Annotated in this window: 23 protein-coding genes; 5 read left to right on the top strand and 18 right to left on the bottom strand. The window is 58.7% G+C overall.

Features of this window, described 5'->3' with window-relative positions:
* The 8 genes from ugpE to livK all read right to left on the bottom strand — a co-directional run bounded on the left by ugpE (window position 1) and on the right by livK (window position 8269).
* Window positions 1-846 carry a sn-glycerol-3-phosphate ABC transporter permease UgpE gene (ugpE, locus tag E0L20_RS18165; RefSeq protein WP_131635168.1) on the bottom strand — a complete coding sequence of 282 codons (846 nt, stop codon included), beginning with the start codon at window positions 844-846 and terminating at the stop codon, window positions 1-3.
* Entirely contained in the window at window positions 843-1730 is an 888-nt protein-coding gene (gene ugpA / locus E0L20_RS18170) for a sn-glycerol-3-phosphate ABC transporter permease UgpA (RefSeq protein WP_131635169.1), read from the bottom strand. Before ugpA ends, ugpE begins: the two co-directional genes overlap by 4 nt.
* A gap of 116 nt (window positions 1731-1846) precedes the next feature.
* Window positions 1847-3163, bottom strand: coding sequence for a sn-glycerol-3-phosphate ABC transporter substrate-binding protein UgpB (gene ugpB / locus E0L20_RS18175; RefSeq protein WP_131635170.1), 1317 nt, complete (start codon window positions 3161-3163; stop codon window positions 1847-1849).
* Window positions 3164-3433: 270 nt separating this feature from the next.
* Entirely contained in the window at window positions 3434-4147 is a 714-nt protein-coding gene (gene livF / locus E0L20_RS18180) for a high-affinity branched-chain amino acid ABC transporter ATP-binding protein LivF (RefSeq protein WP_131635171.1), read from the bottom strand.
* A 1-nt stretch (window position 4148) separates the two neighbouring features.
* A complete protein-coding gene (livG, locus tag E0L20_RS18185; protein WP_028015149.1) occupies window positions 4149-4916 on the bottom strand; it encodes a high-affinity branched-chain amino acid ABC transporter ATP-binding protein LivG in 768 nt (255 codons plus the stop codon).
* Window positions 4913-6190, bottom strand: coding sequence for a branched chain amino acid ABC transporter permease LivM (gene livM / locus E0L20_RS18190; protein ID WP_131635172.1), 1278 nt, complete (start codon window positions 6188-6190; stop codon window positions 4913-4915). Before livM ends, livG begins: the two co-directional genes overlap by 4 nt.
* Window positions 6187-7113: a high-affinity branched-chain amino acid ABC transporter permease LivH gene (livH, locus tag E0L20_RS18195; RefSeq protein ID WP_131635173.1), complete on the bottom strand. Its 927-nt coding sequence runs from the start codon at window positions 7111-7113 to the stop codon at window positions 6187-6189. The genes livM and livH overlap by 4 nt, the downstream gene beginning before the upstream one ends.
* 46 nt (window positions 7114-7159) lie before the next feature.
* Window positions 7160-8269 carry a high-affinity branched-chain amino acid ABC transporter substrate-binding protein LivK gene (gene livK, locus E0L20_RS18200; RefSeq protein WP_131635174.1) on the bottom strand — a complete coding sequence of 370 codons (1110 nt, stop codon included), beginning with the start codon at window positions 8267-8269 and terminating at the stop codon, window positions 7160-7162.
* Between the two features lie 425 nt (window positions 8270-8694).
* Here livK and panM point away from each other — a divergent pair, with 425 nt between their 5' ends.
* Entirely contained in the window at window positions 8695-9084 is a 390-nt protein-coding gene (panM, locus tag E0L20_RS18210) for an aspartate 1-decarboxylase autocleavage activator PanM (RefSeq protein ID WP_131635175.1), read from the top strand.
* Between the two features lie 115 nt (window positions 9085-9199).
* On the opposite strand, the gene livJ is transcribed toward panM, so the two are convergent.
* The 6 genes from livJ to ftsY all read right to left on the bottom strand — a co-directional run bounded on the left by livJ (window position 9200) and on the right by ftsY (window position 16185).
* Entirely contained in the window at window positions 9200-10300 is a 1101-nt protein-coding gene (gene livJ / locus E0L20_RS18215) for a branched chain amino acid ABC transporter substrate-binding protein LivJ (protein WP_131635176.1), read from the bottom strand.
* A gap of 197 nt (window positions 10301-10497) precedes the next feature.
* The gene (locus tag E0L20_RS18220) at window positions 10498-11763 is read right to left on the bottom strand and encodes a 4-aminobutyrate--2-oxoglutarate transaminase (protein WP_131635177.1); all 1266 of its coding nucleotides are present in this window, start codon (window positions 11761-11763) and stop codon (window positions 10498-10500) included.
* Between the two features lie 136 nt (window positions 11764-11899).
* Window positions 11900-12757, bottom strand: a complete 858-nt coding sequence (rpoH, locus tag E0L20_RS18225; RefSeq protein ID WP_131635178.1) for an RNA polymerase sigma factor RpoH — start codon at window positions 12755-12757, stop codon at window positions 11900-11902.
* Window positions 12758-13008: 251 nt separating this feature from the next.
* Complete coding sequence (gene ftsX / locus E0L20_RS18230) at window positions 13009-14064, bottom strand: permease-like cell division protein FtsX (protein WP_131635179.1); 1056 nt, start codon at window positions 14062-14064, stop codon at window positions 13009-13011.
* Window positions 14051-14722, bottom strand: a complete 672-nt coding sequence (gene ftsE, locus E0L20_RS18235) for a cell division ATP-binding protein FtsE (protein WP_119937559.1) — start codon at window positions 14720-14722, stop codon at window positions 14051-14053. The genes ftsX and ftsE overlap by 14 nt, the downstream gene beginning before the upstream one ends.
* Before the next feature lie 2 nt (window positions 14723-14724).
* On the bottom strand, window positions 14725-16185 hold the full coding sequence (ftsY, locus tag E0L20_RS18240) for a signal recognition particle-docking protein FtsY (protein ID WP_131635180.1): 1461 nt from the start codon (window positions 16183-16185) through the stop codon (window positions 14725-14727).
* 127 nt (window positions 16186-16312) lie between these two features.
* Here ftsY and rsmD point away from each other — a divergent pair, with 127 nt between their 5' ends.
* Together rsmD and E0L20_RS18250 are read left to right on the top strand one after the other, a co-directional pair.
* Complete coding sequence (gene rsmD / locus E0L20_RS18245; RefSeq protein ID WP_131635181.1) at window positions 16313-16915, top strand: 16S rRNA (guanine(966)-N(2))-methyltransferase; 603 nt, start codon at window positions 16313-16315, stop codon at window positions 16913-16915.
* A complete protein-coding gene (locus E0L20_RS18250) occupies window positions 16899-17180 on the top strand; it encodes a DUF1145 family protein (protein WP_010436509.1) in 282 nt (93 codons plus the stop codon). The genes rsmD and E0L20_RS18250 overlap by 17 nt, the downstream gene beginning before the upstream one ends.
* 84 nt (window positions 17181-17264) lie before the next feature.
* Here E0L20_RS18250 and E0L20_RS18255 read toward each other — a convergent pair whose 3' ends face one another.
* Window positions 17265-17624, bottom strand: a complete 360-nt coding sequence (locus tag E0L20_RS18255) for a DUF2500 domain-containing protein (protein ID WP_131635182.1) — start codon at window positions 17622-17624, stop codon at window positions 17265-17267.
* A 130-nt stretch (window positions 17625-17754) separates the two neighbouring features.
* On the opposite strand from E0L20_RS18255, the gene E0L20_RS18260 reads away from it, so the two are divergent.
* Both E0L20_RS18260 and zntA read left to right on the top strand, forming a co-directional pair.
* Window positions 17755-18381, top strand: coding sequence for a lysoplasmalogenase (locus tag E0L20_RS18260; protein ID WP_131635183.1), 627 nt, complete (start codon window positions 17755-17757; stop codon window positions 18379-18381).
* 76 nt (window positions 18382-18457) lie between these two features.
* Window positions 18458-20629 (top strand): Zn(II)/Cd(II)/Pb(II) translocating P-type ATPase ZntA, encoded by a 2172-nt coding sequence (gene zntA / locus E0L20_RS18265; RefSeq protein WP_131635184.1) that lies wholly within the window; start codon window positions 18458-18460, stop codon window positions 20627-20629.
* Between the two features lie 116 nt (window positions 20630-20745).
* Here the strand turns inward: zntA and E0L20_RS18270 are convergent, their stop codons facing one another.
* From E0L20_RS18270 to E0L20_RS18280, 3 genes are read right to left on the bottom strand one after another with little or no spacing between them, the layout of a single operon-like run.
* Window positions 20746-22032 (bottom strand): TRAP transporter large permease, encoded by a 1287-nt coding sequence (locus E0L20_RS18270; protein WP_131635185.1) that lies wholly within the window; start codon window positions 22030-22032, stop codon window positions 20746-20748.
* Between the two features lie 10 nt (window positions 22033-22042).
* On the bottom strand, window positions 22043-22552 hold the full coding sequence (locus E0L20_RS18275; protein ID WP_010436519.1) for a TRAP transporter small permease: 510 nt from the start codon (window positions 22550-22552) through the stop codon (window positions 22043-22045).
* A gap of 12 nt (window positions 22553-22564) precedes the next feature.
* On the bottom strand, window positions 22565-23536 hold the full coding sequence (locus E0L20_RS18280) for a TRAP transporter substrate-binding protein (protein WP_131635186.1): 972 nt from the start codon (window positions 23534-23536) through the stop codon (window positions 22565-22567).
* Window positions 23537-23555: the final 19 nt, after the last annotated feature.

Raw genomic sequence — 23555 nt, forward strand, 5'->3', positions numbered from 1 at the left:
TTATTTCTCACTGTCCACTAAACCACGCACAAACGCACGCTGCATGGCTAAAACGATAACGACCGGGGGGATAAGGGTGAGCAGCATTGCCGCCATCACCTGGTTCCAGAGTGTGGTGCCTTCGCCGGTGGCGATCATGCCCTTGATGCCCGCCACGGCGGTGCCGAGGTTGACATCCTGAATAATCAGCAGCGGCCACAGGTACTGGTTCCAGCCGTAGATAAAGGTGATCACAAACAGCGCCGCAAGGTTAGTTTTCGACAGCGGCAGCACGATGTCGCGGAAGAAGCGCATCGGCGAGGCCCCGTCGATACGCGCGGCTTCAATCAGTTCGTCCGGCAGGGTCATAAAGAACTGGCGGAACAGGAAGGTGGCGGTTGCCGAGGCCATCAGCGGCAGGGTTAAGCCCGCATAGCTGTCGAGCATCTTCAGGTTGGCGATCACCTCCACCGTCGGGAAGATACGCACTTCCACCGGCAGCATCAGGGTAATGAAGATCATCCAGAAGAAGAGATTACGCAGCGGAAAGCGGAACCAGACGATGGCGAAGGCCGACAGCATCGACACCGTGATTTTGCCGACGGTAATGCTAAACGCCATGATGAAGCTGTTGAGCATCATCAGCCAGAACGGCGCGCTATTGGCGCCCACGCCCTGGGTCCAGATGGTCTTCATGTTCTCGAAAAGATGTGTGCCTGGGATCAGCGTCATCGGCGTGTCAAATACGGCTTTGGTGTCCAGCGTGGCGGCGACGAACGCCACGTACAGCGGGAAGAGGATGACGATAATCCCTAAAATCAGCATGGTATGGCTGAAAATCGTCAGCCCGCGACGGTTCTCAATCATTGGTAGCGCACCTTACTTTCGACATAGCGGAACTGCACCACCGTGAGGATGATGACGAGGAACATCAGCACGACGGACTGTGCGGCAGAGGCAGAGAGATCCAGACCGGCGAAGCCTTCGCGGTAGATCTTATAGATAAGCGTCGTTGTCGCCTGCACCGGACCGCCTGCGGTCGCCGCGTCGATCACCGGGAAGGTGTCGAAGAAGGCGTACACGAGGTTAACCACCAGCAGGAAGAAACTCACCGGGGCGATCAGCGGCAGCGACAGCCTGAAGAAGCGGCGAACCGGGCCTGCGCCGTCAATTGCCGCGGCTTCCACCAGCGAGCGCGGAATGGACTGCAGCGCGGCAAAGAAGAACAGGAAGTTGTAGCTGATCTGCTTCCACAGCGAGGCGAACACCACCAGGAACATCGCCTGGCCGCTGTTCTGGGCGTGGTTCCAGTCGTAGCCCAGTTCGGCCAGGAAGTGGGTAATCAGCCCGCGCCCCGGGTTAAACAGGAAGATCCACAGCACGGCCGCCACCGCGGGAGCCACGGCGTAGGGCAGCAGCATCAGCGTTTGATACAGGCGGCTGCCGCGCACCACGTAGTCGACCAGCGCGGCGAAGAACAGCGAGGCAACCAGACCGCTCACGGTGACCAGCGCGCTGAACTTCATCGTCGTCCAGAAGGAGTCCAGATAGTAGCTGTCATGGAACAGCGCGGTGAAGTTGTCCAGCCCGACAAACTGGCTGGAAAGCCCGAAGGGATCGACGCTTTGTACCGAGTACCACAGCGCTTCGCCCGCAGGCCAGATAAAGAAGATAACGGTGATGACCAGCTGCGGCGCGACCAGCAGATACGGCAGCCAGCGGGACCGGAACACCGGACGGGATGATGACATAGGTTTGCTCTGTAGGTATTCACCCCTCACCCCGGCCCTCTCCCCAAAGGGGCGAGGGTGTAATCGTCCCCTCTCCCCTTTGGGGAGAGGGTTAGGGTGAGGGGGATTAGTTTGAATTACGATTTGGTCGACTGCTCAAAGCGGCGCAGCAGCTGATTTCCACGCTCTACCGCAGAATCCAGCGCCTGCTGTGGCGTTTTCTTACCGGTCCACACGCTTTCCAGCTCTTCATCTACGATGGTGCGGATCTGCGGCATGTTGCCCAGACGCAGGCCCTTGGTGAACGGCAACGGCGGCTTGTTCAGCATCTGGCGCGTCGCGATGTCCGCGCCCGGGCTCTTGCTGTAGAAGCCCTGCTCGCGGGTCAGGTCGTACGCGGCTTTAGTGATCGGCAGGTAGCCGGTTTTCTGGTGCCACTCGGCGGCGTTTTCAGGCTTCGCCAGGAAGTCGAGGAACTCGGCTACGCCTTTGTAGGTGCCCTTGTCTTTACCCTGCATCACCCACAGGCTCGCCCCGCCGATAATGGCGTTCTGCGGCGCGCCCTTCACGTCAGCGTCGTAAGGCATCATGCCCACGCCGTAGTTGAATTTGGCGTAGTGACGGATATCCGCCAGCGAGCCGGACGAGGCGGTGGTAATGGCGCAGTCGCCGTTGTAGAACTTCTCGGTGGATTCGTCTTTACGGCCGAAGTAGCTGAAGTCGCCCTTCTTGTTCAGATCGGCAAGCAGCGCGATGTGCTTCACCTGCTCCGGCTTGTTGAACTCCAGTACCGCGTCGTTGCCGTCGAAGCCGTTGTTTTTGGTCGCCACCGGCAGGCCGTGCCAGGCGCTGAAGTTTTCAATCTGGATCCAGCCCTGCCAGCCGCTGGCGTAGCCGCACTTCATCCCCGCCGCTTTCAGCTTCGCGGTGTACTCGGCCAGATCCTGCCAGGTTTTTGGCGGCTGCTCCGGGTCTAAACCGGCTTTTTTGAAGGCGTCTTTGTTGTAGTACAGCACCGGCGTAGAGCTGTTAAACGGCTGGGACAGCAGATGGCCGGTTTTGGAATCGGTGTAGTAGCCGGAGACGGTCGGCACGAACTGTGATTCGTCGAAGTTGATGCCTGCGTCTTTGAACACTTCGTAGACCGGCTTGATGGCTTTAGAGGCCATCATGGTCGCGGTACCCACTTCATAAACCTGTAACAGGGCAGGCGCGTTGCCGGTACGGAAGGCGGCGATGCCCGCGCTCAGGCTCTGCTCGTAGTTGCCTTTATACACCGGCACAATTTTGTAATCCGGGTGGGTGTCGTTGAAACGCTGCGCCAGGGAGTCAACCTCTTTACCCAACTCCCCTTCCATGGAATGCCAGAACGGAATGGTGGTGACAGCCATTGCGTTCGTCGCAAAAGCCAGACCCAGTGCCAGACCCAAAGCTGTGTGTCGTAACGATGTCATTGTCATCTCTCTTATTGTGCCGGATGCGCGATATCACGCGTTTTATGCTCGCGAGGTAACATGACATGCTCGAATTACAGAAAAATAACTGTTTGTTTACAGATAAGTGACAGCCAGGCGTCAGGGGGATGATGGTTGTGTGAAGGGGTTGGGGTTTGGTTTGAGTGCGGTCTGATGCCCTCACCCCGGCCCTCTCCCACAGGGAGAGGGAGAAAGGCGATCGGTTCCCTCTCCCTTGAGGGAGAGGGTTAGGGTGAGGGGGAAACGCGATTAGCCGCCTAAATACGCGCTCCGCACCGCCTCGTTCGCCAGCAGCGCGTCGCCGGTATCCGAGAGCACCACGCGCCCGTTCTCCAGCACGTAGCCGCGATCCGCGAGCTTCAGCGCCTGGTTGGCGTTCTGCTCGACGAGGAAGATGGTCATCCCCTCTTTGCGCAGCTGTTCGATGGTGTCGAAGATCTGCTGGATGATGATCGGCGCAAGCCCGAGCGACGGTTCGTCCAGCAGCAGCAGGCGCGGCTGGCTCATCAATGCGCGGCCAATCGCCAGCATTTGCTGCTCGCCGCCGGACATAGTGCCCGCACGCTGGATACGGCGCTCCCACAGGCGTGGGAAAAGCTCGTATACCCACTTGATGCGGGTCTGGAACTGGTCGCGGTGGGCAAAGAAGCCGCCCATCGCCAGGTTCTCTTCCACCGTCATGCGGGAAAACACGCGACGCCCTTCCGGGACAATCGCTACCGCTTCGCGCATGATTTTGGCGGTCTGCCAGTCGGTAATGTCTTTATCATCGAACACAATCCGCCCGCTGGTCGCGCGCGGGTCGCCGCACAGGGTGCCGAGCAGCGTGGTTTTACCCGCGCCGTTGGCTCCGATCAGGGTCACGATTTCACCCTGATTGATGTGCAGGCTGACGTCGTGCAGCGCCTGGATCTTGCCGTAGTGCGCGTTGACCTTGTCGAACGTTAACATCGCTTTTTCCATCTTATGCCTCACCAAGGTATGCGCGGATCACGTCCGGGTTGTTGCGGATCTCTTCCGGCGTCCCGTTTGCCAGCGGCGTGCCCTGGTTTACCACGTAGATACGGTCCGAAATGCCCATCACCAGCTTCATGTCGTGCTCAATCAGCAGGATGGTGGTGTCGTGATGGTCGCGCAGCTCGGCAATCAGCTCGTCCAGCTCTTTGGTCTCTTTCGGGTTAAGCCCTGCCGCCGGTTCGTCGAGCATCAGGATTTCCGGCTGGGTCACCATGCAGCGCACAATTTCCAGGCGACGCTGATCGCCGTAGGCCAGGTTGCTTGCCTGGCGGTTGGCGTGCTGGAGCAGGCCGATACGGTCGAGCCAGGTGGCGGCGCGGTCGAGCGCCTCCTCCTGCGCGCGGCGGAAGGCCGGGGTTTTCAGCAGGCCGGAGAACAGGCCGGTTTTGAGCTGCTGGTGCTGTGCCACCAGCAGGTTCTCAATCACCGTCATCTCGCGGAACAGACGCACGTGCTGGAAGGTACGCACCACGCCCATGCGGGCAATCTGCTGGCCCGGCAGCCCTTCCAGGTGCTGGTCGCGCAGCATGATGGTGCCGCCCGTCGGCTTGTAGAAGCCGGTCAGGCAGTTAAAGACCGTGGTTTTTCCCGCGCCGTTCGGGCCAATCAGGGAGACAATCTCTTTCTTGTGCAGATCCAGATTCACGTTGTTGACCGCCAGCAGGCCGCCAAAACGCATCATCAGGCCGTTAACGGATAATAATGGCTGACTCATGCCTGCTCTCCTTTCGCTTGCCCGTTCTTCAGCTTCAGCTGTGGACGAGTCATCGGCAGCAGGCCCTGCGGACGCCAGATCATCATCAGCACCATCAAACCACCCAGCATCAGCATGCTGTATTCGTTAAAGTCGCGCATCAGCTCGCGCGAGACCACCAGCAGGATGGCCGCGAGGATAACGGCGAACTGCGAGCCCATCCCGCCGAGCACCACGATCGCCAGCACGAAGGCGGATTCGGCAAAGGTGAAGGATTCCGGGCTGACGAAGCCCTGACGCGCGGCAAACAGCGTTCCGGCGAAACCGGCAAACGCGGCGCTGATGGTGAACGCGGTCAGCTTGATGCGGGTCGGGTTCAGGCCCAGCGAGCGGCAGGCGATCTCATCTTCACGCAGCGCTTCCCACGCGCGGCCCAGCGGCATGCGCAGCAGGCGGTTGATCACGAACAGGGTAATCACCACCAGCAGCAGCGCCACGAGATAAAGCCAGATCACGCGGTCGGACGGATCGTACTTGATGCCGAAGAAGTTGCTGAAGGTATCCCAGCCGCCTTCGCGGGCGGTACGGCTAAACTCCAGGCCGAAGAAGGTCGGTTTCGGGATCTGGCTGATGCCGTTCGGGCCGCCGGTCACTTCGGTGTTGTTGAGCAGCAGGATACGGACGATTTCCCCGAAGCCTAAGGTCACAATCGCCAGGTAGTCACCGCGCAGGCGCAGCACCGGGAAGCCGAGCAGGAAGCCCGCGGCGGCAGAGACCAGCCCCGCCAGCGGCAGGCAGGTCCAGAAGCCGAGGCCGTAATAGTGGTTCAGCAGCGCGAAGGTGTAGGCACCGATGGCGTAGAAGCCGCCGTAGCCCAGCACCAGCAGGCCTGACAGCCCCACCACCACGTTCAGACCGAGACCCAGAATCACGTAGATCATGGTCAGGGTGGCAATATCCACGGTGCCACGCGACACCACGAACGGCCACGCCACGGCGGCCACCAGCAGCGCGACGAGGAACAGCTTCTGCTTCACGGTAGAACCGTCGATCGCCGGCAGCACGAACTTCGGCCCGGAGACGTTTTTCAACGTCTTCTGGAACGCCGGACGCAGCAGCTGGAACAGGAACACCACGGCGGTGCCGATAAAGACCCACTGCCAGCGGATGTCGGGAGCAGTGTCGACCACCAGCTTAGTGCCGTCCAGCTCCAGCTGGACGCCCATAAAGACGCCCGCCAGCACGAAGAACATGGCGGCAGAGAGCAGCGCCATTGCAAAATGCATTGGTTTCATACTTTCTCTACCTCCGGACGGCCCAGAATACCGGTAGGCATCACCAGCAGAACCAGAATCAGCAGGGCAAACGACACCACGTCTTTATATTCAGTGCTCAGGTACGCCGAGGAGAGCGCTTCCGCCACGCCCAGGATCAGGCCGCCGATCATCGCGCCCGGAATACTGCCGATACCGCCCAGAACCGCCGCGGTGAAGGCTTTCATCCCGGCCATAAAGCCGATGTACGGGTTGATTACGCCGTAGAACTGGCCGAGCAGGACGCCCGCCACCGCCGCCATCGCGGCGCCAATCACGAAGGTCAGGGCAATCACGCGGTCGGTGTTGATGCCGAGCAGGCTCGCCATCTTCAGGTCTTCCGCACAGGCGCGGCAGGCGCGCCCCATGCGTGAATAGCGGATGAAAAGGGTCAGGGCCAGCATCGCCAGGAAGGTTACCACCCAGATAACCAGCTGCATGGTGGTGATAGAGGCAGAGAAGTTCTCGCTGGCGCCCACAATCCACTGGCCGTTAAACAGGCTTGGCAGCGCCACGTCGCGCGAGCCTTCGGTCAGGCTGACGTAGTTTTGCAGGAAAATAGACATCCCGATGGCGGAGATGAGCGCGATCAGGCGCTTGGAGCTGCGCACGGGCCGATAGGCCACGCGTTCGATGCTCCAGCCGTAGGCGCTGGCAATAATAATCGCCCCGACAAACCCGGCGGCAACCAGCAGCCAGCTGCTGTCGATGCCCATCATCATCAGCGCGGCGATAATCATAAAGGAGACGTAGCTACCGATCATGTACACCTCGCCGTGGGCGAAGTTGATCATGCCGATAATGCCGTAAACCATCGTGTAGCCGATGGCGATCAGCGCGTAGGTGCTTCCCAGCGTGACGCCGTTAAACATCTGCTGCAGGAAATAGAGAAACTGCTCGGACATATACAAACCTTTTTATACCCGCCCGGCGAGCCGGGCGGTGGGATAATTATTTGGCGGCCGAGGAAGACCCGTCGGCGTGCCACTTAAAGACACCAAATTCAAATCCCTTCAGATCGCCTTTCTCATCCCAGTTCAGCGGCCCAATCACGGTGTTCGCCCCGTGTGCTTTTAAATCTTTCACCAGATCCAGCGGCTCTTTGCTGCCGGTACGCTCCAGCGCGGTGGCCAGAGACTGCACGGCGGCATAGGTGATCCACACGTACGGACCGCTCGGATCCTTCTTCTGCGCCTTGAGCGCATCTACGATAGCCTTGTTCGCCGGATCCTGGTCATAGCGTTTTGGCATCGTGACCAGCATGCCTTCGCCCGCGTCGCCCGCGATGTTCGACAGGGAGGCGTTGCCGACGCCCTCAGGCCCCATGAACTGGGTTTTCAGACCGGTGGCGCGCGCCTGGCGCAGCATCTGCCCCATTTCCGGGTAGTAGCCGCCGTAGTAGACGAAGTCGATATTTTCTTTTTGCAGACGGGCGATCAGCGCGGAGAAGTCCTTCTCGCCGGCGGTGATACCGTCGAAGAAGACGATGTTCGCGCCGCCTTTTTTCAGGCCGTCCTGCACGGAGCGCGCCAGGCCTTCGCCGTACTGCTGCTTGTCATGGATGATGGCAATGCGCTGCGGCTTGACGGTTTCGAGGATGTATTTAGCCGCCGTTGGCCCCTGCGAGGAGTCCAGGCCGGCGGTACGCATGATGTGCTGGTAGCCGCGCTGGGTCAGCTCCGGGTTGGTCGCGCCCGGGGTGATCATCAGGATACCTTCGTCTTCATAGATGTCAGACGCGGGCTGGGTGGAGGATGAGCACAGGTGACCGATAACGTACTGGATGCCGTCGTTAACGATTTTGTTGGCAACCGCGACGGCCTGTTTTGGATCGCAGGCGTCGTCATACTCCACGCCTACCAGCTTGTCGCCCTTGATGCCGCCTTTGGCGTTGATGTCTTTGATGGCCTGACGCGCGCCGTTGAACTCCATATCGCCCCACTGGGCAACAGGACCGGACATCGCACCGACCACCGCAACTTTAATGTCTTCCGCCATCGCGGCCTGCGAAATTGCCAGTGCAACCATTCCCGCGATTAATGCTTTCGCGTTCCTTTTCATCTCTGAATCCCCATTCGTGACGTGATGTTTATATTTTGTTTTATTATGGTTAAAAAGCATTCTGTACTTTTAATGAACAACGCTATTTTTACCAGTGCCTTTAATGGTTTAGCGAGGTTTTTTATCAAAAACCAGACTAATATCTCTATTTTTCAGGCGATTAAGCAAAGATAATATTCTGAAATCAGGCAGAGATAAACAAATAAAAGCGTGGTTGGCAGCATAAAATAACGGTACAAAGCGCCGAATAAATCACTACCTTTTAGGTTAAAATCCTGCTTATTTTTCGATCCATGTGTTTTCGAACTGCGCATTGGGCTGCCAAAAAACTAATCACCTGGTAAATGGGAATAAAAAGAGAAAGCCCCTGAGCAAATAAATTGAGTACACTCCCCCCTACTCTTTTAGATTTGGACAAGCAGCTAATGAAACTGACTATCGTGCGTCTGGTGACCTTTAGCGACCAGGATCATATCGACCTGGGCAAAATCTGGCCGGAATATTCCCCTTCGTCGCTGGCCGTTGACGAGAACCACCGTATTTATGCCGCGCGTTTTAACGAGCGCCTGCTGGCCGCCGTTCGCGTAACGCTGAGCGGCACGGAAGGGGCGCTGGATTCGCTGCGCGTGCGCGACGTGACCCGCCGCCGCGGCGTTGGGCAATATTTGATTGAAGAAGTGCTCCGCGAGAACCCGAGCGTGACCTCCTGGTGGATGGCCGACGTGGGCGTAGAAGACCGCGGCGTGATGGCGGCATTTATGCAGGCGTTAGGGTTTACGGCGCAGGCGAACGGGTGGGAGAAGCGGCAGGGTTGATTTGTGCGGCCTGATGCCCTCACCCCGGCCCTCTCCCACAGGGAGAGGGAGAACACCGAGCATCCCCTCTCCCTGTGGGAGAGGGTTAGGGTGAGGGCATCAACCCGCACCAGCATTATTTTGCGTCAGTAGCAGTCCCGTTCGCATGCCAGTCAAACACGCCGAACTCGAAGCCCTTCAGATCGCCCTTCTCATCCCAGGACAGCGGCCCCATCACGGTTTCCACGGAGTTCGCTTTCAGCCAGGTAGCGATTTCAGCCGGATCGGCTGACTGGTTCAGCCCCGCCTGCAGCGACTGCAGCGCCGCGTAGGTGGTCCAGACGAACGCGCCGCTTGGATCCTGTTTCTTCGCCTTAATCGCATCCACGATAGGTTTGTTCGCAGGGACCTGGTCGTAGTTCTTCGGCTTGGTCACCAGCAGGCCTTCGGCAGATTCACCCGCGATGTTAGACAGAGACACGTTCGCCACGCCTTCCGGCCCCATGAACTGGGTTTTCAGACCGGCAGCACGCGCCTGGCGCAGGATCTGGCCCATTTCCGGGTGGTAGCCACCGTAGTAAACGAAATCAATATTCTCTTTCTTCAGACGCGCCACCAGGGTGGAGAAGTCTTTCTCACCGGCGGTGATGCCGTCGAAGAACACCACGTCGGCATTGGCTTTCTTGAGGTTATCCTGCACGGAGCGCGCCAGGCCTTCACCGTACTGCTGCTTGTCGTGAACGATAGCGATGCGCTTCGGCTTCACTTTTTCAACGATGTATTTGGCGGCGGTTGGGCCCTGATCGGAGTCCAGACCGGTGGTGCGCAGGATCAGCTTATAGCCGCGCGCGGTCAGCTCCGGTGCGGTGGCGGCCGGGGTGATCATCAGAATGCCTTCGTCTTCGTAGATGTCAGACGCGGGCTGCGTAGAGGAGGAGCACAGGTGACCGATAACGTATTTGATCCCGTCGTTCACCACTTTGTTCGCGACCGCGACCGCCTGTTTCGGGTCACAGGCATCATCATATTTTACGATCTGCAGCTTTTCGCCCTTGATGCCGCCCTTGGCATTAATATCGGCAACCGCCTGCTCTGCGCCCGTAAACTCCTGGTCGCCGTACTGCGCCACCGGACCGGACATTGCGCCGACAACCGCGACCTTAATATCTGCCTGAGCCATGGTGCTGAATGCCAACGCCATACATCCTGCCAGTAACGCTTTACCCTTCATGTTCATCCTGAGAATCCCCATTGTTCTGGTTATAACGATTGTTGTGATGTTGTTGTGCAGCGCTTTATTTCAATTATAGGTGTGCCGTTCGCGCTTTTTCAGCATACTCTGCTAAAACATACCCGATTTTTATGATTTTGGAATAGCTAATTTGAAATGTATCTATGCCAGGCCCGGCACCGTTTTGCGCCGGGCTTTTGGCTTTATCGTGTCAGCGAGGCGGAAATAATATCCAGCGCCTGACGGAACTGCGCTTCGGGGATGGTCAGGGGATAGAGGAAGCGAATCACGTTGCCGTACACGCCGCAGCTCAGGAGCAGCAGCCCTTCCTGCAGCGCGCGCGCCTGCACCTCGCGGGTAAACTCCGGCGACGGCTGTCCGGTTTGCGGATCGTTGAACTCCACGGCCACCATCGAGCCTTGCGCCCGAATATCGGCAATATACGGACAGGCGTCCTTCGCTTTATGAAGCACTTCCACCAGATGATGGCCCAGATGCGCGGCGCGCGTGCAGAGATCTTCTTCGTCAATCACGTCCAGCACCGCGTGAGCCGCCGCAATCGCCAGCGGATTACCGGCGTAGGTGCCGCCCAGCCCGCCCGGCGCGGGCGCGTCCATCACCTCTGCCCGACCAGACACCGCCGAGAGCGGCATCCCACCCGCCAGGCTTTTCGCCATGGTGATTAAGTCGGGCTTCACGCAGTGGTTTTCCATTGAGAACAGCTTGCCGGTCCGCGCGAAGCCGGTCTGGACTTCGTCGGCGATCAGCAAAATCCCGTGGGTATCGCACAGGGCACGCAGCGCCTGCATAAAATCAGCGGGGGCGACGTTAAAACCGCCCTCGCCCTGAACCGGTTCAAGGATGATGGCCGCCACCTGATCGGGAGCGATATCCGCTTTGAAGATGCGTTCGAGGCTTTTTAACGCTTCCGCCGTGCTGATGCCGTGCAGATCGTTAGGGAACTGTGCGTGGTACACCGAGCCGGGGAACGGGCCGAAGCCCAGCTTGTAGGGTGCAACCTTGCCGGTCAGCGCCATGGTCATAAAGGTACGGCCATGGAAGGCGCCGCCAAAGGTGATAAGGCCAGGGCGTTTGGTATACGCACGCGCAATTTTTACCGCATTTTCAACCGCCTCTGCGCCCGTAGAGAAGAAGGCGGTTTTGGCCGGGCCGTCAATGGGCACACGCTGGTTGATTCGTTCGGCAAGCGCGACATAGCCCTCATACGGCACAATCTGGTAGGCCGTGTGGGTGAAGGCGTGGAGTTGTTTTTCGATGGCGGCGATGACCTTTGGATGGCGATGGCCGGTATTCAGCACCGCGATCCCGGCGGCGAAGTCGATGTACTCATTGCCTTCCACGTCCCACACCGTGGCGTTTTCGGCTTTATCGGCATAGAAATTACACATCACGCCGATGCCGCGCGGCGTCGCCTGTAAACGCCGGTCGTTCAGTTCGTTATTTTTCACCCTGTCACCCTCAGAAAGTCGCCTGCTTAGCGCATCAGTAAGTGTTTGCCAGGGGGGAGAAATTCGCCAGAGCGGGCGCTAAAAAAACAAAACCCCCGGACTCTCATCCAGGGGTTCTCGGTGTACTTCGCGGAAATTACGCTTCGATGGCGGCGCGAAGTTTTTTCATGGCGTTCTTTTCAAGCTGACGCACGCGTTCAGCGGAAACGCCGTAGCGGTCGGCCAGCTCCTGCAGCGTGGACTTGTTGTCTTCGTCCAGCCAGCGGGCACGGATGATGTCCTGGCTACGCTCGTCGAGGCCTTCCATCGCAAAGCTCAGCTTGTTCGCGGCCTGATCTTCCCAGTTATCCTCTTCAATGCCGTCGGCAAAGTTAGAGGTTTTATCCTGGAGATACAGAACCGGCGCCATCGGCTGGCTGTCGGAGGCGTCGTCGTCGGAGGACATATCAAAGGTCATGTCCTGCGCGGCCATGCGGGATTCCATCTCACGAACGTCTTTGCTGGATACGCCCAGCTCGCGCGCCACCATTTCGACTTCATCCTGATTGAACCAGCCCAGACGCTGCTTGGTTTTACGCAGGTTGAAGAACAGTTTGCGCTGCGCTTTTGTCGTGGCGACTTTCACAATACGCCAGTTACGCAGAACGTATTCGTGAATTTCAGCTTTGATCCAGTGCACGGCGAAGGAGACCAGTCGCACACCCACTTCCGGGTTAAAGCGACGTACAGCCTTCATCAGGCCGATATTACCTTCCTGAATCAAGTCCGCCTGCGGCAGGCCGTAGCCCGAGTAGTTACGAGCAACGTGAACAACAAAGCGCAGGTGAGACAGGATCAGCGTCTTAGCTGCTTCCAGATCGCCCTGGTAATGCAGCTTTTCAGCAAGCTCCTTTTCTTCCTCGGCCGTTAACATCGGCCAGGTGTTCGCAGCCCGGATGTAAGACTCCAGGTTACCAACAGGGGCTAAAGCTAAAGTTTGCATTTCTTTGGTCATTCATTCCTCTCAATGTTTCTTCTGGTCCAGGTCGTCCCCGTCAGGCAACAACCATGCCAAAGCGTTTGAGCAGCGAGATTAGCATTCACACTTTTATCAGACAGTGATTTTATCCACAAGTTCCAGCTGCAACAGTGAATAAATTACGCACAAAATGTGACATGAAGATGATAACAGGGGAAGTGACAACAGGGACGCTTTCCCTGCAGAGCAAACATCTCGGTGCAGGGAAAGATTATATCACGCTTTTATTAGTCGGGAGTAAAGTGGCGTAAATGTTGGACCGTTGCCAGCCATGCCGCAATCCAGCCGATCATGGAGCATACCAGCAGCAAAAGCAGGCACTCATCGAAGCCTAAGCCGCTGATATCAAACTTGGTTCCGAAAACCTGCGCCACGTCGGTGACGGCAGAGGACAGCCGCATCACCAAAATTTCTGACAATATCAGTGAAAGAAATGCGCCGGAAAAACCGAGCAATGCGCCACCATAGAGGAACGGACGCAGGATGAAACCATCCGTCGCGCCAATCAGTTTCTGTACGTTGATGGTGTCGCGACGGGCAAAGATGCTCAGACGCACGCTGTTACCGATGACGAGGAACACCGCCGCCACCATCAGCACGCCGATCATCGCCGCCACGCGCCCTACCAGCCCGGTCAGGGCAGAGAGACGCGCGAACCAGCTGTCGTCCATGCGCACTTCATCAATCCCGTTGATACGGGTAATGCGGTCGCGCAGGGTATTGAGCGAATCGGTGCCCTGGAAATCAAGCTTCGGGATCACCACCGCCACGGCGGGCAGCGGGTTCTCTTCCAGCATGTCCAGCGCGCCGCCAAAGCCTGACCAGTTGCGGAACTCGCCCAGCGCTTCATCGCGCGAAAGATAGTTAACCTTCTCTACGCCCTGCTCGGCCTGGATTTGCCCGACAACCTGCGCGGCGGCGTTATCGTCCAGCGCTTTATCCAGATAGACGGTGATCTGCGGCGACGGATAATACTGCGACGCCGCCTGGTTAACGTTCTTATAGACCATGTAGCAGACGCTTGGCAGCGTCAGGGAGATGGCAATCACCATCACCGTCAGGAACGTTGCCAGCGGCTTGCTTTTCAGGTCCTGCAGCGCGCCCTGGAAGGCATAGCGCACCTGCTCGTTGAAGACGTTAGTTTTGCGGGAGTTCGGCTTCGGCGCGGCCTTCGCGCGCTTTGGCGCATTGCGATTGCCGTCACCGCCGCCCTGCGGCTTGCGGAAACGGTCAAACCGGTTCCCGAACTGCCGAATCTGGTTCATTGCATCACGCTTGTTCACCGTGGCCTCCGTGCAAATGCCCGTCGCTCAGGGTCAGCATGCGGTACGAACGACGGGAAATCAGCCCGATGTCGTGCGTCGCCATCAATACCGTGACCCCTACGCGGTTGAATTCCTCAAACAGACGCAAAATCCCTTCGGACAGGGCATCGTCCAGGTTACCGGTCGGTTCATCCGCCAGCAGTACGGCAGGCTTGTTCACCACCGCACGGGCGATGCCCACGCGCTGCTGTTCACCGCCGGAGAGCTGGATCGGGAAGTTCTTCGCTTTGTCCAGCAGCCCGACCTTATCCAGCGCCGCAGAGACGCGACGGCGGATATCATCGTAGCTGGCGCCGGCAATAATCAGCGGGATAGCGACGTTATCAAAAACGGTGCGATCCATCAGCAGGTGGTGATCCTGGAAAATCATGCCGATCTGGCGACGCAGGAACGGCACCTCACGGTTTTTCAGGCGGCTGATGTCATGGCCGCTGAAAAAGATTTTCCCGGCGCTAGGCCGTTCGATCCCACAGATAAGCTTGAGCAGGGTACTTTTCCCCGCGCCGGAATGGCCGGTCAGGAATGCCATCTCGCCCGGCTGCAGGTGGAATGTCACCCCCTGCAGCGCTTGTCTCCCACCGAGATAGGCCTTGCTGACGTGTTCAAAGCGAATCATTGTTAGTCCTCTCGGGCAAATAATGCCTCAATAAAGTCGTCCGCCTTAAACGGACGTAAATCCTCAATACGCTCGCCCACACCGATGTAGCGGATAGGAATGCCGAACTGGTCGGCCACGGAGAAGATCACCCCGCCTTTGGCGGTGCCGTCCAGCTTGGTCAGCGCGATCCCCGTCAGTCCTACCGCTTCAGTGAACAGCTTCGCCTGACTGATGGCGTTCTGCCCGGTGCTGGCGTCGATAGTCAGCATAATTTCGTGCGGTGCGTCTTCGTCCAGCTTCTTCATGACGCGAACGATTTTCTTCAACTCTTCCATCAGGTGCGATTTGTTCTGCAAACGCCCTGCGGTATCGGCAATCAGCACGTCCACGTTGCGCGCCTTCGCCGCCTGGATGGCGTCGAAGATCACGGATGCGGAATCCGCGCCGGTATGCTGGGCAATCACCGGAATATTGTTGCGCTGGCCCCAGACCTGCAGCTGCTCAACCGCCGCCGCACGGAAGGTATCGCCCGCCGCCAGCATCACCGATTTGCCCTGCTGCTCGAACTGACGCGCCAGCTTGCCGATGGTGGTGGTTTTACCCACGCCGTTGACGCCAACCATCAGAATAACAAATGGCGTTTTGCCTTCAATATTAAGCGGTTCGTCAACTTTTGCGAGAATTTCGCCCATCTCGTCTTTCAGCAGGCCGTACAGCGCCTCGGCGTCACGCAGCTGCTTGCGGCTCGCCCCTTCGGTCAGATTGGCGATAATCTTACGGGTGGTTTCCACACCCACATCCGCAATAAGCAGCTGCTCTTCCAGCTCTTCAAACAGATCGTCGTCGATCTTCTTGCCGCGGAACAGACTGATAAATCCGGAACCTAAGTTTTCTTTAGTTTTAAGCAGGCTACGCTTCAGGCGCGCGAAGAAACCTTCTTTGGTCGGTTTTTCCTGCTCCTGAACGATCTCTTCTTCCGGTTCTTCTTCCACCGGCACCACGATAACCGCTTCTTCAGCCGCTTCCGCCGCCAGCGCCAGGGCTTCCAGCTCTTCGTCGGTCAGCTCAGGCTCAAGCGCCGCTTCTTCTTCCACCGCTTCAACAATTTCAACGGTTTCCGCTTCGGCCTGCCACTCTTCCGGTGAAACCTCTTCGGCTTTTACCTCTTCCGGCAGCGGCAGCTCTTCGTGCTCGATTACGGCCTGCGGCGCGTCGGTAACGGGTTCAATCACCGCCGGTTCGGGCTTCTCGTTCTCCTGAACCTGTTCAGTGACCTCAACCACCTCTTCAGCAAAGGATTCAATCTCTTCTTTGCTGTGCGCCGTTTCTTCCGCTTCGACTATCGCGGCGGTTTCGACAGGCGTTTCAGGCTGAGGCTGCTCTTCAACAACCTGTTGTTCTTTGGTTTTCTGTTCTGTTTCTTGCTCTTTTTCACCGAAGCCCAGCCAGGAAAAGAAGCCACGTTTTTTTTGTTTTGCCATCTGCGACTACACTCCTCGCGGCGCTATATACATGGAAGCTAAAAAAATGATGAAATAGTCTAACACTTTACTTAATTGACATCACCGCCCGCAATCGCAGGCCAATTGTTAACAGAGCTTTCCTGAAATGAAGAAACCCAACCGCGCCCCGGCCGGTCAAATACGGATCATCGGCGGCCAGTGGCGAGGCCGGAAATTACCGGTGCCGGACAGCCCCGGTTTACGCCCTACTACCGACCGCGTGCGCGAGACGCTGTTTAACTGGCTCGCCCCGTCAATGGTAGACGCCCGCTGCCTGGACTGCTTCGCCGGAAGCGGCGCGCTCGGGCTGGAAGCGCTGTCACGCTATGCCGCCAGCGCCACGCTGCTGGAGATGGAGCGCGGCGTCGCGCAGACGCTGCAGCAAAATCTGGCAACGCTGAAGGCGAGCAACGCCAAAGTCGTGAACACCAACACGCTGAGTTTTCTTGCGCAGAAAGGCACGCCGCATAACGTGGTGTTTGTCGACCCGCCGTTCCGCAAGGGGCTGCTGGAAGAGACGTTATCCCTGCTGGAGCAAAACGGCTGGCTGGCGGATGACGCGCTAATCTATGTAGAAAGCGAAGTGGAAAACGGTTTGCCGCCGGTGCCCGCGCACTGGGATCTGCACCGCGAAAAGGTGGCTGGTCAGGTTGCTTATCGTCTGTTTCACCGTCAGGCACAAGGAGGATCCGATGCCGGTACTGATTAACCTGGGACGTTTGCTAATGCTGGGCGTCTGGGCATTTTTGATTTTAAATCTGGTGCACCCGTTCCCGCGCCCGATGAACATTTTCGTTAACGTGGCGCTGATTTTCACGTCGTTTATGCACGCCCTGCAGATGGTGATGCTCAAAAACGGCCTGCCGAAAGACGGCCCGCAGATGACCGGCTGGCAGCAGCTGCGCGTGTTTATTTTTGGCGTGTTTGAACTGCTGGTGTGGATGAAGAAGTTTAAGGCGCAGGTGAAGAAGTAACACCCTCACCCTAACCCTCTCCCAGAGGGAGAGGGAACGATTACACCCTCTCCCTCTGGGAGAGGGCCGGGGTGAGGGGTAAAATTACCGCTCCGGTTCAAACCCTTCAAACCGCGACCCTTTGTAGCTCAACGTTCCTTTCTCTCCCACCGTCAGCTGATGGTACTGCTGCGCCTCCAGGCGGAAGGTCATCTCCAGGCCACCCGTTTCCGGCTTAAAGCTGGCTTCATAGCGCATTGCTGTGCCCGCAGGCGTCACCTGCTGCTGGCGCGAACGGCGGTCGTTCAGCGGTTTCTCACGCTTGTTCGTCACCACCACGCGCTTTTGCATCAGCGGCGCGGCGTCGTTATCCGCCTTCTCGCGGCGCTGCTGCACGAAGCGAAACGAGGCGGCAATGACGATAATCGCCACCACGATAATGAAAAACAGCGGCATCTTGCTCATTGATAAATCCCATCAGATTTTGCGGAATTCAGGATACCTTGCCTGCACCGGCATTGCCAAACGCCCGCACGCGTCACTACACTGGAGTCAGAAACTGATTATTCAGCCTCAACAGATACAGGGAGTTAATATGCTTTGGTCATTTATCGCCGTCTGTTTGTCCGCATGGCTTTTTGTCGATGCGTCTTACCGGGGTCCCACCTGGCAGCGCTGGCTGTTTAAACCCGTCACGCTGTTGCTCCTGCTGTTGCTGGCCTGGCAAGCGCCGATGTTTAACGCCGTCAGCTATCTGGTCCTTGCAGGGCTGTGTGCATCTCTCGTGGGGGATGCCTTAACGCTGCTGCCGCGCCAGCGCCTGCTCTATGCCGTCGGCGCGTTCTTCCTGTCGCATCTGCTCTACACCATCTACTTTGCCAGCCAGATGACGCTGTCGTTCTTCTGGCCGCTGCCGCTGGTGCTGCTGGTGATTGGCGCGCTGCTGATTGCGGTGATCTGGACGCGTCTCGAAGAGATGCGTTTGCCGGTCTGTACCTTTATCGCCATGACGCTGGTGATGGTGTGGCTGGCGGGCGAGCTGTGGTTCTTCCGTCCGACGTCTCAGGCGATGTCGGCGTTCTTCGGCGCGGCGCTGCTGCTGATCGGCAATATCGTCTGGCTGGGCAGCCACTACCGCCGCCGATTCCGCGCGGATAACGCGATTGCGGCCGCCTGCTACTTTGCCGGGCACTTCCTGATCGTGCGTTCGCTGTATATTTAAATAAGCCTTGACTCTGGAGTCGACTCCAGAGTGTATGCTGCGGTTAATGAGAAAATTATCATTACCGGAGACTGCCATGTCGACTCCAGATACACCTAAAAAAGTCCCACAATTCTCGGCACTTAAGCTCAGTCCGGTTGTACCGAAAGACGACTGCTGCTGTGAAGGCGCGTGTGAAACGCAAACGCAGCCGCTACCTGAAAACGGCAATCGCTACAGCTGGGTGGTTAACGGCATGGACTGCGCGGCCTGCGCGCGTAAGGTCGAAAATGCGGTTAAGCAGGTACCGGGCGTTAATCACGTTCAGGTGCTGTTCGCCACCGAAAAACTGCTTATTAGCGCCGATAGCGACGTCAGCAAACAGGTTGAAGCCGCCGTCAGCAAGGCGGGCTATACCCTGCGCAGCGAAACGGCACCCGCCGAAAAAGCGTCCTCCCTGAAAGAAAACCTGCCGCTTATTACCCTCATCATTATGATGGCCCTGAGCTGGGGGCTGGAGCAGATTAACCATCCGTTCGGCAACCTAGCGTTTATCGCCACCACCCTGGTCGGGCTGTTCCCGATTGCCCGCCAGGCGCTGCGCCTGATGAGAAGCGGCAGCTGGTTTGCCATCGAAACGCTGATGAGCGTGGCGGCTATCGGCGCGCTGTTCATCGGCGCGACGGCGGAAGCGGCGATGGTGCTGCTGCTGTTCCTGATCGGCGAACGCCTTGAAGGCTGGGCGGCAAGCCGGGCGCGTAAAGGGGTGAGCGCGCTGATGGCGCTGAAACCTGAAACCGCCACACGGGTAAACAACGGCAATCGTGAAACGGTGGCGATTAACACCCTGCGTCCGGGCGACGTGATTGAAGTTCCCGCAGGCGGTCGTCTGCCAGCCGACGGCGCGCTGCTGACCGCCACTGCGAGCTTTGACGAAAGCGCCCTGACCGGGGAATCCATTCCGGTTGAGCGCGCGGCAGGCGAAAAAGTGCCTGCTGGTGCCACCAGCGTCGACCGTCTGGTGCAGCTGACGGTCCTTTCCGAACCGGGCGACAGCGCCATCGACCGCATCCTCAGGCTGATAGAAGAAGCCGAGGAGCGCCGCGCGCCCGTCGAGCGTTTCATCGACCGTTTTAGCCGGATTTACACCCCTGCCATCATGCTGGTTGCCCTGCTGGTGACTATCGTGCCGCCGCTCTTCTTCGGCGCACCCTGGGAGGGCTGGATTTATAAAGGGCTGACGCTGCTGCTGATCGGCTGCCCGTGCGCGCTGGTGATCTCCACCCCGGCGGCGATTACCTCCGGGCTGGCGGCGGCGGCGCGTCGCGGGGCGCTGATTAAGGGCGGCGCGGCGCTGGAGCAGCTGAGCCAGGTTCAGCACATCGCGTTCGATAAAACCGGCACGCTGACCGTCGGCAAGCCGCAGGTCACCGGCGTGTATCCGCAGGATATCGGTGAAGATGAACTGCTTACGCTGGCCGCCGCCGTTGAGCAGGGTTCCACCCACCCGCTGGCGCAGGCGATTGTGCGTGAAGCGCAGGCGCGCGGGCTGGCAATTCCGACGGCAACGGCACAGCGGGCGCTGGTCGGGTCGGGGATTGAGGCCACCGTTGACGGTAAAAAAGTGCTGATTGTCGCGGCGGGTAAGTCTTCGAACCCAGAGGTTGAGGCGTTAGAACAGACCGGACAAACCGTCGTGGCCGTCATGCAGGACGGCGTCGCGAAAGGGATGCTGGCGCTGCGCGACACCCTGCGAGATGACGCCAAAGAGGCCGTGGCGGCGCTGCATCAGCTTGGCGTGCAGGGCGTTATTCTCACCGGTGATAACCCTCGCGCGGCCGCCGCAATTGCCGGTGAGCTGGGGCTGGAATTCAAGGCCGGACTGCTGCCCGCGGATAAAGTCAGCGCGGTCACGGAGCTGAACGCTCACGCGCCGCTGGCGATGGTCGGTGACGGCATCAACGATGCGCCGGCGATGAAGGCGTCCACCATCGGCATTGCGATGGGCAGCGGCACCGACGTGGCGCTGGAGACGGCGGACGCGGCGCTCACGCACAACCGCCTGATCGGGCTGGCGCAAATGATTAGCCTGGCGCGGGCGACGCGCGCCAACATCCGACAGAACATCGGCATTGCGCTGGGGCTGAAGGGGATTTTCCTCGTCACCACCCTGCTCGGCATGACCGGCCTGTGGCTTGCGGTGCTGGCGGATACGGGTGCAACGGTGCTGGTGACGGCGAACGCGCTGCGGTTATTACGTCGGAAATAAAATCGTTATCGAACCGTAGGCCGGGTAAGGCGCAGCCGCCACCCGGCAATGGGTTTGGGTGCGGCCTGATGCCCTCACCCAAACCCTCTCCCACAGGGAGAGGGAGAAGAGCGGGGTCACTGCATCCCTAACACCCTCGGCAGCCACAATGATATCGCCGGGATATACGTCACCATCCCCAGCACCACCAGCAGCATGCCGTAAAACGGCAGCATCGCCCGCACCACGGTTTCAATCTTCTGCTTGCTCACCGCGCTGGCCACGAACAGCACCGACCCGACCGGCGGGGTGATTAGCCCGATCCCCAGGTTCACCATCATGATCATCCCGAAATGCACCGGGTCGATCCCCAGCGAGTTGGTCACCGGCAGCAGCACCGGCGTCAGGATCAGGATGATCGGCGCCATGTCCATCAGCGTGCCAATCAGCAGCAGCATGACGTTGAGGTACATCAGGATCACGTACTTGTTATCGGAGAGCGAGGTAAAGAACTCGGTGATGCGCGTCGGCAGCTGCATGTAGGTCATCACCGCGCCAAACGCTGCCGCAAAGCCGATTAAAATCATCACGATGGTGACGGTTTTGACCGTGCGGCACATCAGCTTCGGCAGCTCGCTCCATTTATAATCGCGGTAGATGAACATGGTGACGAAGAACGCCCACAGGCAGGCCACGGCGGCGGATTCGGTTGCGGTAAAAATCCCGGACAAGATCCCGCCGAGGATTATTACCACCGTCATCAGCCCCCACAGGGCATCAAGTAAAATCTTTACCGCCTGCTTAAACGGGATTTTCTCGCCCTTCGGATAGCCGCGCTTATGGGCGAAGCCGAGGCACAGGATCATCAGGCACAACCCCAGCAGCAGCCCCGGCAGCACGCCCGCGATGAACAGCGTGGCAATAGAGACCGTGCCGCCTGCCGCCAGCGAGTAAATCACCGAGTTATGGCTGGGCGGAATTAAAATCGCCTGCACCGACCCGCTGGCCGTCACCGCCGCCGCATATTCGCGCGGGTAGCCCTTCTTCTCCATCTCCGGGATCATCACGCTGCCGATGGAAGCCGTATCCGCCACCGACGAGCCGGAAATCGCGCCGAAGAACGTTGAGGCGACAATATTCACCAGCGACAGCCCGCCGCGAATAAAGCCGACAAACACGTAGGCAAAGTTGACCAGCCGTCGGGCAATGCCCCCTTCCGCCATGATCGCCCCGGCGAGGATGAAGAACGGGATCGCGAGCAGGGTAAATTTGTTCACCCCGCTGGTGATTTGGATCATCAGCGCCTCGAGAGGCAAATCAATCCACAGCGCGCCCGCCACGGCGCTTAGGCCGACGGCGAAGGCCACCGGCATTCCCAGCGCCAGCAAAATGGCGAGGGTGAATAACAACACGAATGCATCCATTGTTCACCCCTTAGCTGTGGTTGCCGATGAGCACGACGGGACGGTTTTCCTGCGAGCCAAACAGCAGGCGTTCAATCACAAACAGGATCAGAATGGCTGACCCGACGGGCAGCGGCAGATAGCTTTCGCCGGACGTCAGAAGCGGGAACTCCGCGACGGGCTGTTCCCAGAGGTCGACGCACAGCCAGAGGCTGTACCAGAACATCAGCGCGGAGATCAGCAGCATCAGCAGGTCGACCACGCGGGCGCAGAGGTTTTTAAGCATATCGGGCAGCCGGTCGGTGAGCATATTCACCGCGATGTGCGACCCGGCGCGATACCCTACCGCCGCGCCGATAAAGGTAAAGGTCACCATGCAGATAATGGCGATCGGCTCCGGCCAGGACTCCCCGCGGTTGAGCACGTAGCGCGAGAAGATGCCAATCGGGATCACGATCGTCATCACCAGCAGCGAGACGCCCGCCACCGTCATGGCGAGGAGGTACAGGCGGTCCATCCACTTCAGGTAGAGTTCGGACATACGTACTCCGGTTTACTGGACGTCAGCGATGGCTTTCATCAGATCCTGATGCTTGTCGCCATACTGGGCGCGCACCGGCTCTGTGGCCTTGATGAAGACTGATTTATCGATATCGTGGAACTGCACCCCGCCCGCCTTCATTTTCGCCAGCGCCTGGTCGTTGTAGGCATTCCACAGCTTGCGCTGCTCGAACTGCGCCTCGCGGGCCAGCGTCAGGACCTTTTGCTGCTCGTCGGCGCTGAGCTTGTCCCATTTCACTTTCGAATAGAGCAGCATTTCCGGGGTGATAAAGTGGCCGCTCAGGGTGTAGTTTTTGGCGACCGGCATGTAGTTATGGGCGATAAAGGTTGGCGGATTGTTCTCCGCGCCGTCGATCACGCCGGTCTGCATCCCGCTGTAGACCTCGCTTACGCCCATCGCCACCGAGTTTGCCCCCATGTCCTTCAGCGTGGCGAGCGCCACCGGGCTACCCTGTACGCGGATTTTTTTCCCTTTCAGATCGTCCGGTTTGACGATCGGCTCTTTGGTGATCAGGTTGCGGGTGCCGGAGTCCATCCAGCCGAGGAACACCAGCTTCGATTTCGGGTTCGCGGTCAGCTTGTCGCCGATCTGCTTGCCGATATCGCCGTCGATCACCTTGTGCATGTGGTCTTCGTCGCGGAACACGTACGGCAGCGTAAAGACTTCGATATCCGGCAGGATGGCGGCAACCGGCGCCATGGAGACGCGGATCATGTCGATGGCCCCCATCTGCGCCTGCTCGATCATCTGCTTTTCATCCCCGAGCACGCCGCCGGGGAAGACCTTAATCTCCAGCTTGCCGTCGGTTTGCTGCTTGAGCTTTTCACCCATGTGCTGAACCGCCACCACGTTCGGGTAGCCTTCGGGGTGCACATCGGCAGCTTTAATGGTTTGGGCAGAAACGGAACAGGCAAATGCTGACAGACACAGCGCGGCCAGTAACGGCTTGAGGGTCGTTTTCATCGAGTCAACTCCAGGGTAG

The sequence above is a fragment of the Enterobacter wuhouensis genome (genome assembly GCF_004331265.1).
GTDB classification, from domain to species: domain Bacteria; phylum Pseudomonadota; class Gammaproteobacteria; order Enterobacterales; family Enterobacteriaceae; genus Enterobacter; species Enterobacter wuhouensis.

What these genes read in the sequence shown, in the direction of transcription:
- ugpA (WP_131635169.1), bottom strand. Translation starts at nt 1,730, where the DNA reads ATGTCATCATCCCGTCCGGTGTTCCGGTCCCGCTGGCTGCCGTATCTG.
- rpoH (WP_131635178.1), bottom strand. Translation starts at nt 12,757, where the DNA reads ATGACCAAAGAAATGCAAACTTTAGCTTTAGCCCCTGTTGGTAACCTG.
- E0L20_RS18250 (WP_010436509.1), top strand. Translation starts at nt 16,899, where the DNA reads ATGCCGGTACTGATTAACCTGGGACGTTTGCTAATGCTGGGCGTCTGG.
- E0L20_RS18270 (WP_131635185.1), bottom strand. Translation starts at nt 22,032, where the DNA reads ATGGATGCATTCGTGTTGTTATTCACCCTCGCCATTTTGCTGGCGCTG.
- panM (WP_131635175.1), top strand. Translation starts at nt 8,695, where the DNA reads ATGAAACTGACTATCGTGCGTCTGGTGACCTTTAGCGACCAGGATCAT.
- livK (WP_131635174.1), bottom strand. Translation starts at nt 8,269, where the DNA reads ATGAAAAGGAACGCGAAAGCATTAATCGCGGGAATGGTTGCACTGGCA.
- ugpE (WP_131635168.1), bottom strand. Translation starts at nt 846, where the DNA reads ATGATTGAGAACCGTCGCGGGCTGACGATTTTCAGCCATACCATGCTG.
- E0L20_RS18275 (WP_010436519.1), bottom strand. Translation starts at nt 22,552, where the DNA reads ATGTCCGAACTCTACCTGAAGTGGATGGACCGCCTGTACCTCCTCGCC.
- livJ (WP_131635176.1), bottom strand. Translation starts at nt 10,300, where the DNA reads ATGAACATGAAGGGTAAAGCGTTACTGGCAGGATGTATGGCGTTGGCA.
- zntA (WP_131635184.1), top strand. Translation starts at nt 18,458, where the DNA reads ATGTCGACTCCAGATACACCTAAAAAAGTCCCACAATTCTCGGCACTT.
- livH (WP_131635173.1), bottom strand. Translation starts at nt 7,113, where the DNA reads ATGTCCGAGCAGTTTCTCTATTTCCTGCAGCAGATGTTTAACGGCGTC.
- rsmD (WP_131635181.1), top strand. Translation starts at nt 16,313, where the DNA reads ATGAAGAAACCCAACCGCGCCCCGGCCGGTCAAATACGGATCATCGGC.
- livM (WP_131635172.1), bottom strand. Translation starts at nt 6,190, where the DNA reads ATGAAACCAATGCATTTTGCAATGGCGCTGCTCTCTGCCGCCATGTTC.
- ugpB (WP_131635170.1), bottom strand. Translation starts at nt 3,163, where the DNA reads ATGACATCGTTACGACACACAGCTTTGGGTCTGGCACTGGGTCTGGCT.
- livF (WP_131635171.1), bottom strand. Translation starts at nt 4,147, where the DNA reads ATGGAAAAAGCGATGTTAACGTTCGACAAGGTCAACGCGCACTACGGC.
- ftsE (WP_119937559.1), bottom strand. Translation starts at nt 14,722, where the DNA reads ATGATTCGCTTTGAACACGTCAGCAAGGCCTATCTCGGTGGGAGACAA.
- E0L20_RS18255 (WP_131635182.1), bottom strand. Translation starts at nt 17,624, where the DNA reads ATGAGCAAGATGCCGCTGTTTTTCATTATCGTGGTGGCGATTATCGTC.
- E0L20_RS18280 (WP_131635186.1), bottom strand. Translation starts at nt 23,536, where the DNA reads ATGAAAACGACCCTCAAGCCGTTACTGGCCGCGCTGTGTCTGTCAGCA.
- ftsY (WP_131635180.1), bottom strand. Translation starts at nt 16,185, where the DNA reads ATGGCAAAACAAAAAAAACGTGGCTTCTTTTCCTGGCTGGGCTTCGGT.
- livG (WP_028015149.1), bottom strand. Translation starts at nt 4,916, where the DNA reads ATGAGTCAGCCATTATTATCCGTTAACGGCCTGATGATGCGTTTTGGC.
- E0L20_RS18260 (WP_131635183.1), top strand. Translation starts at nt 17,755, where the DNA reads ATGCTTTGGTCATTTATCGCCGTCTGTTTGTCCGCATGGCTTTTTGTC.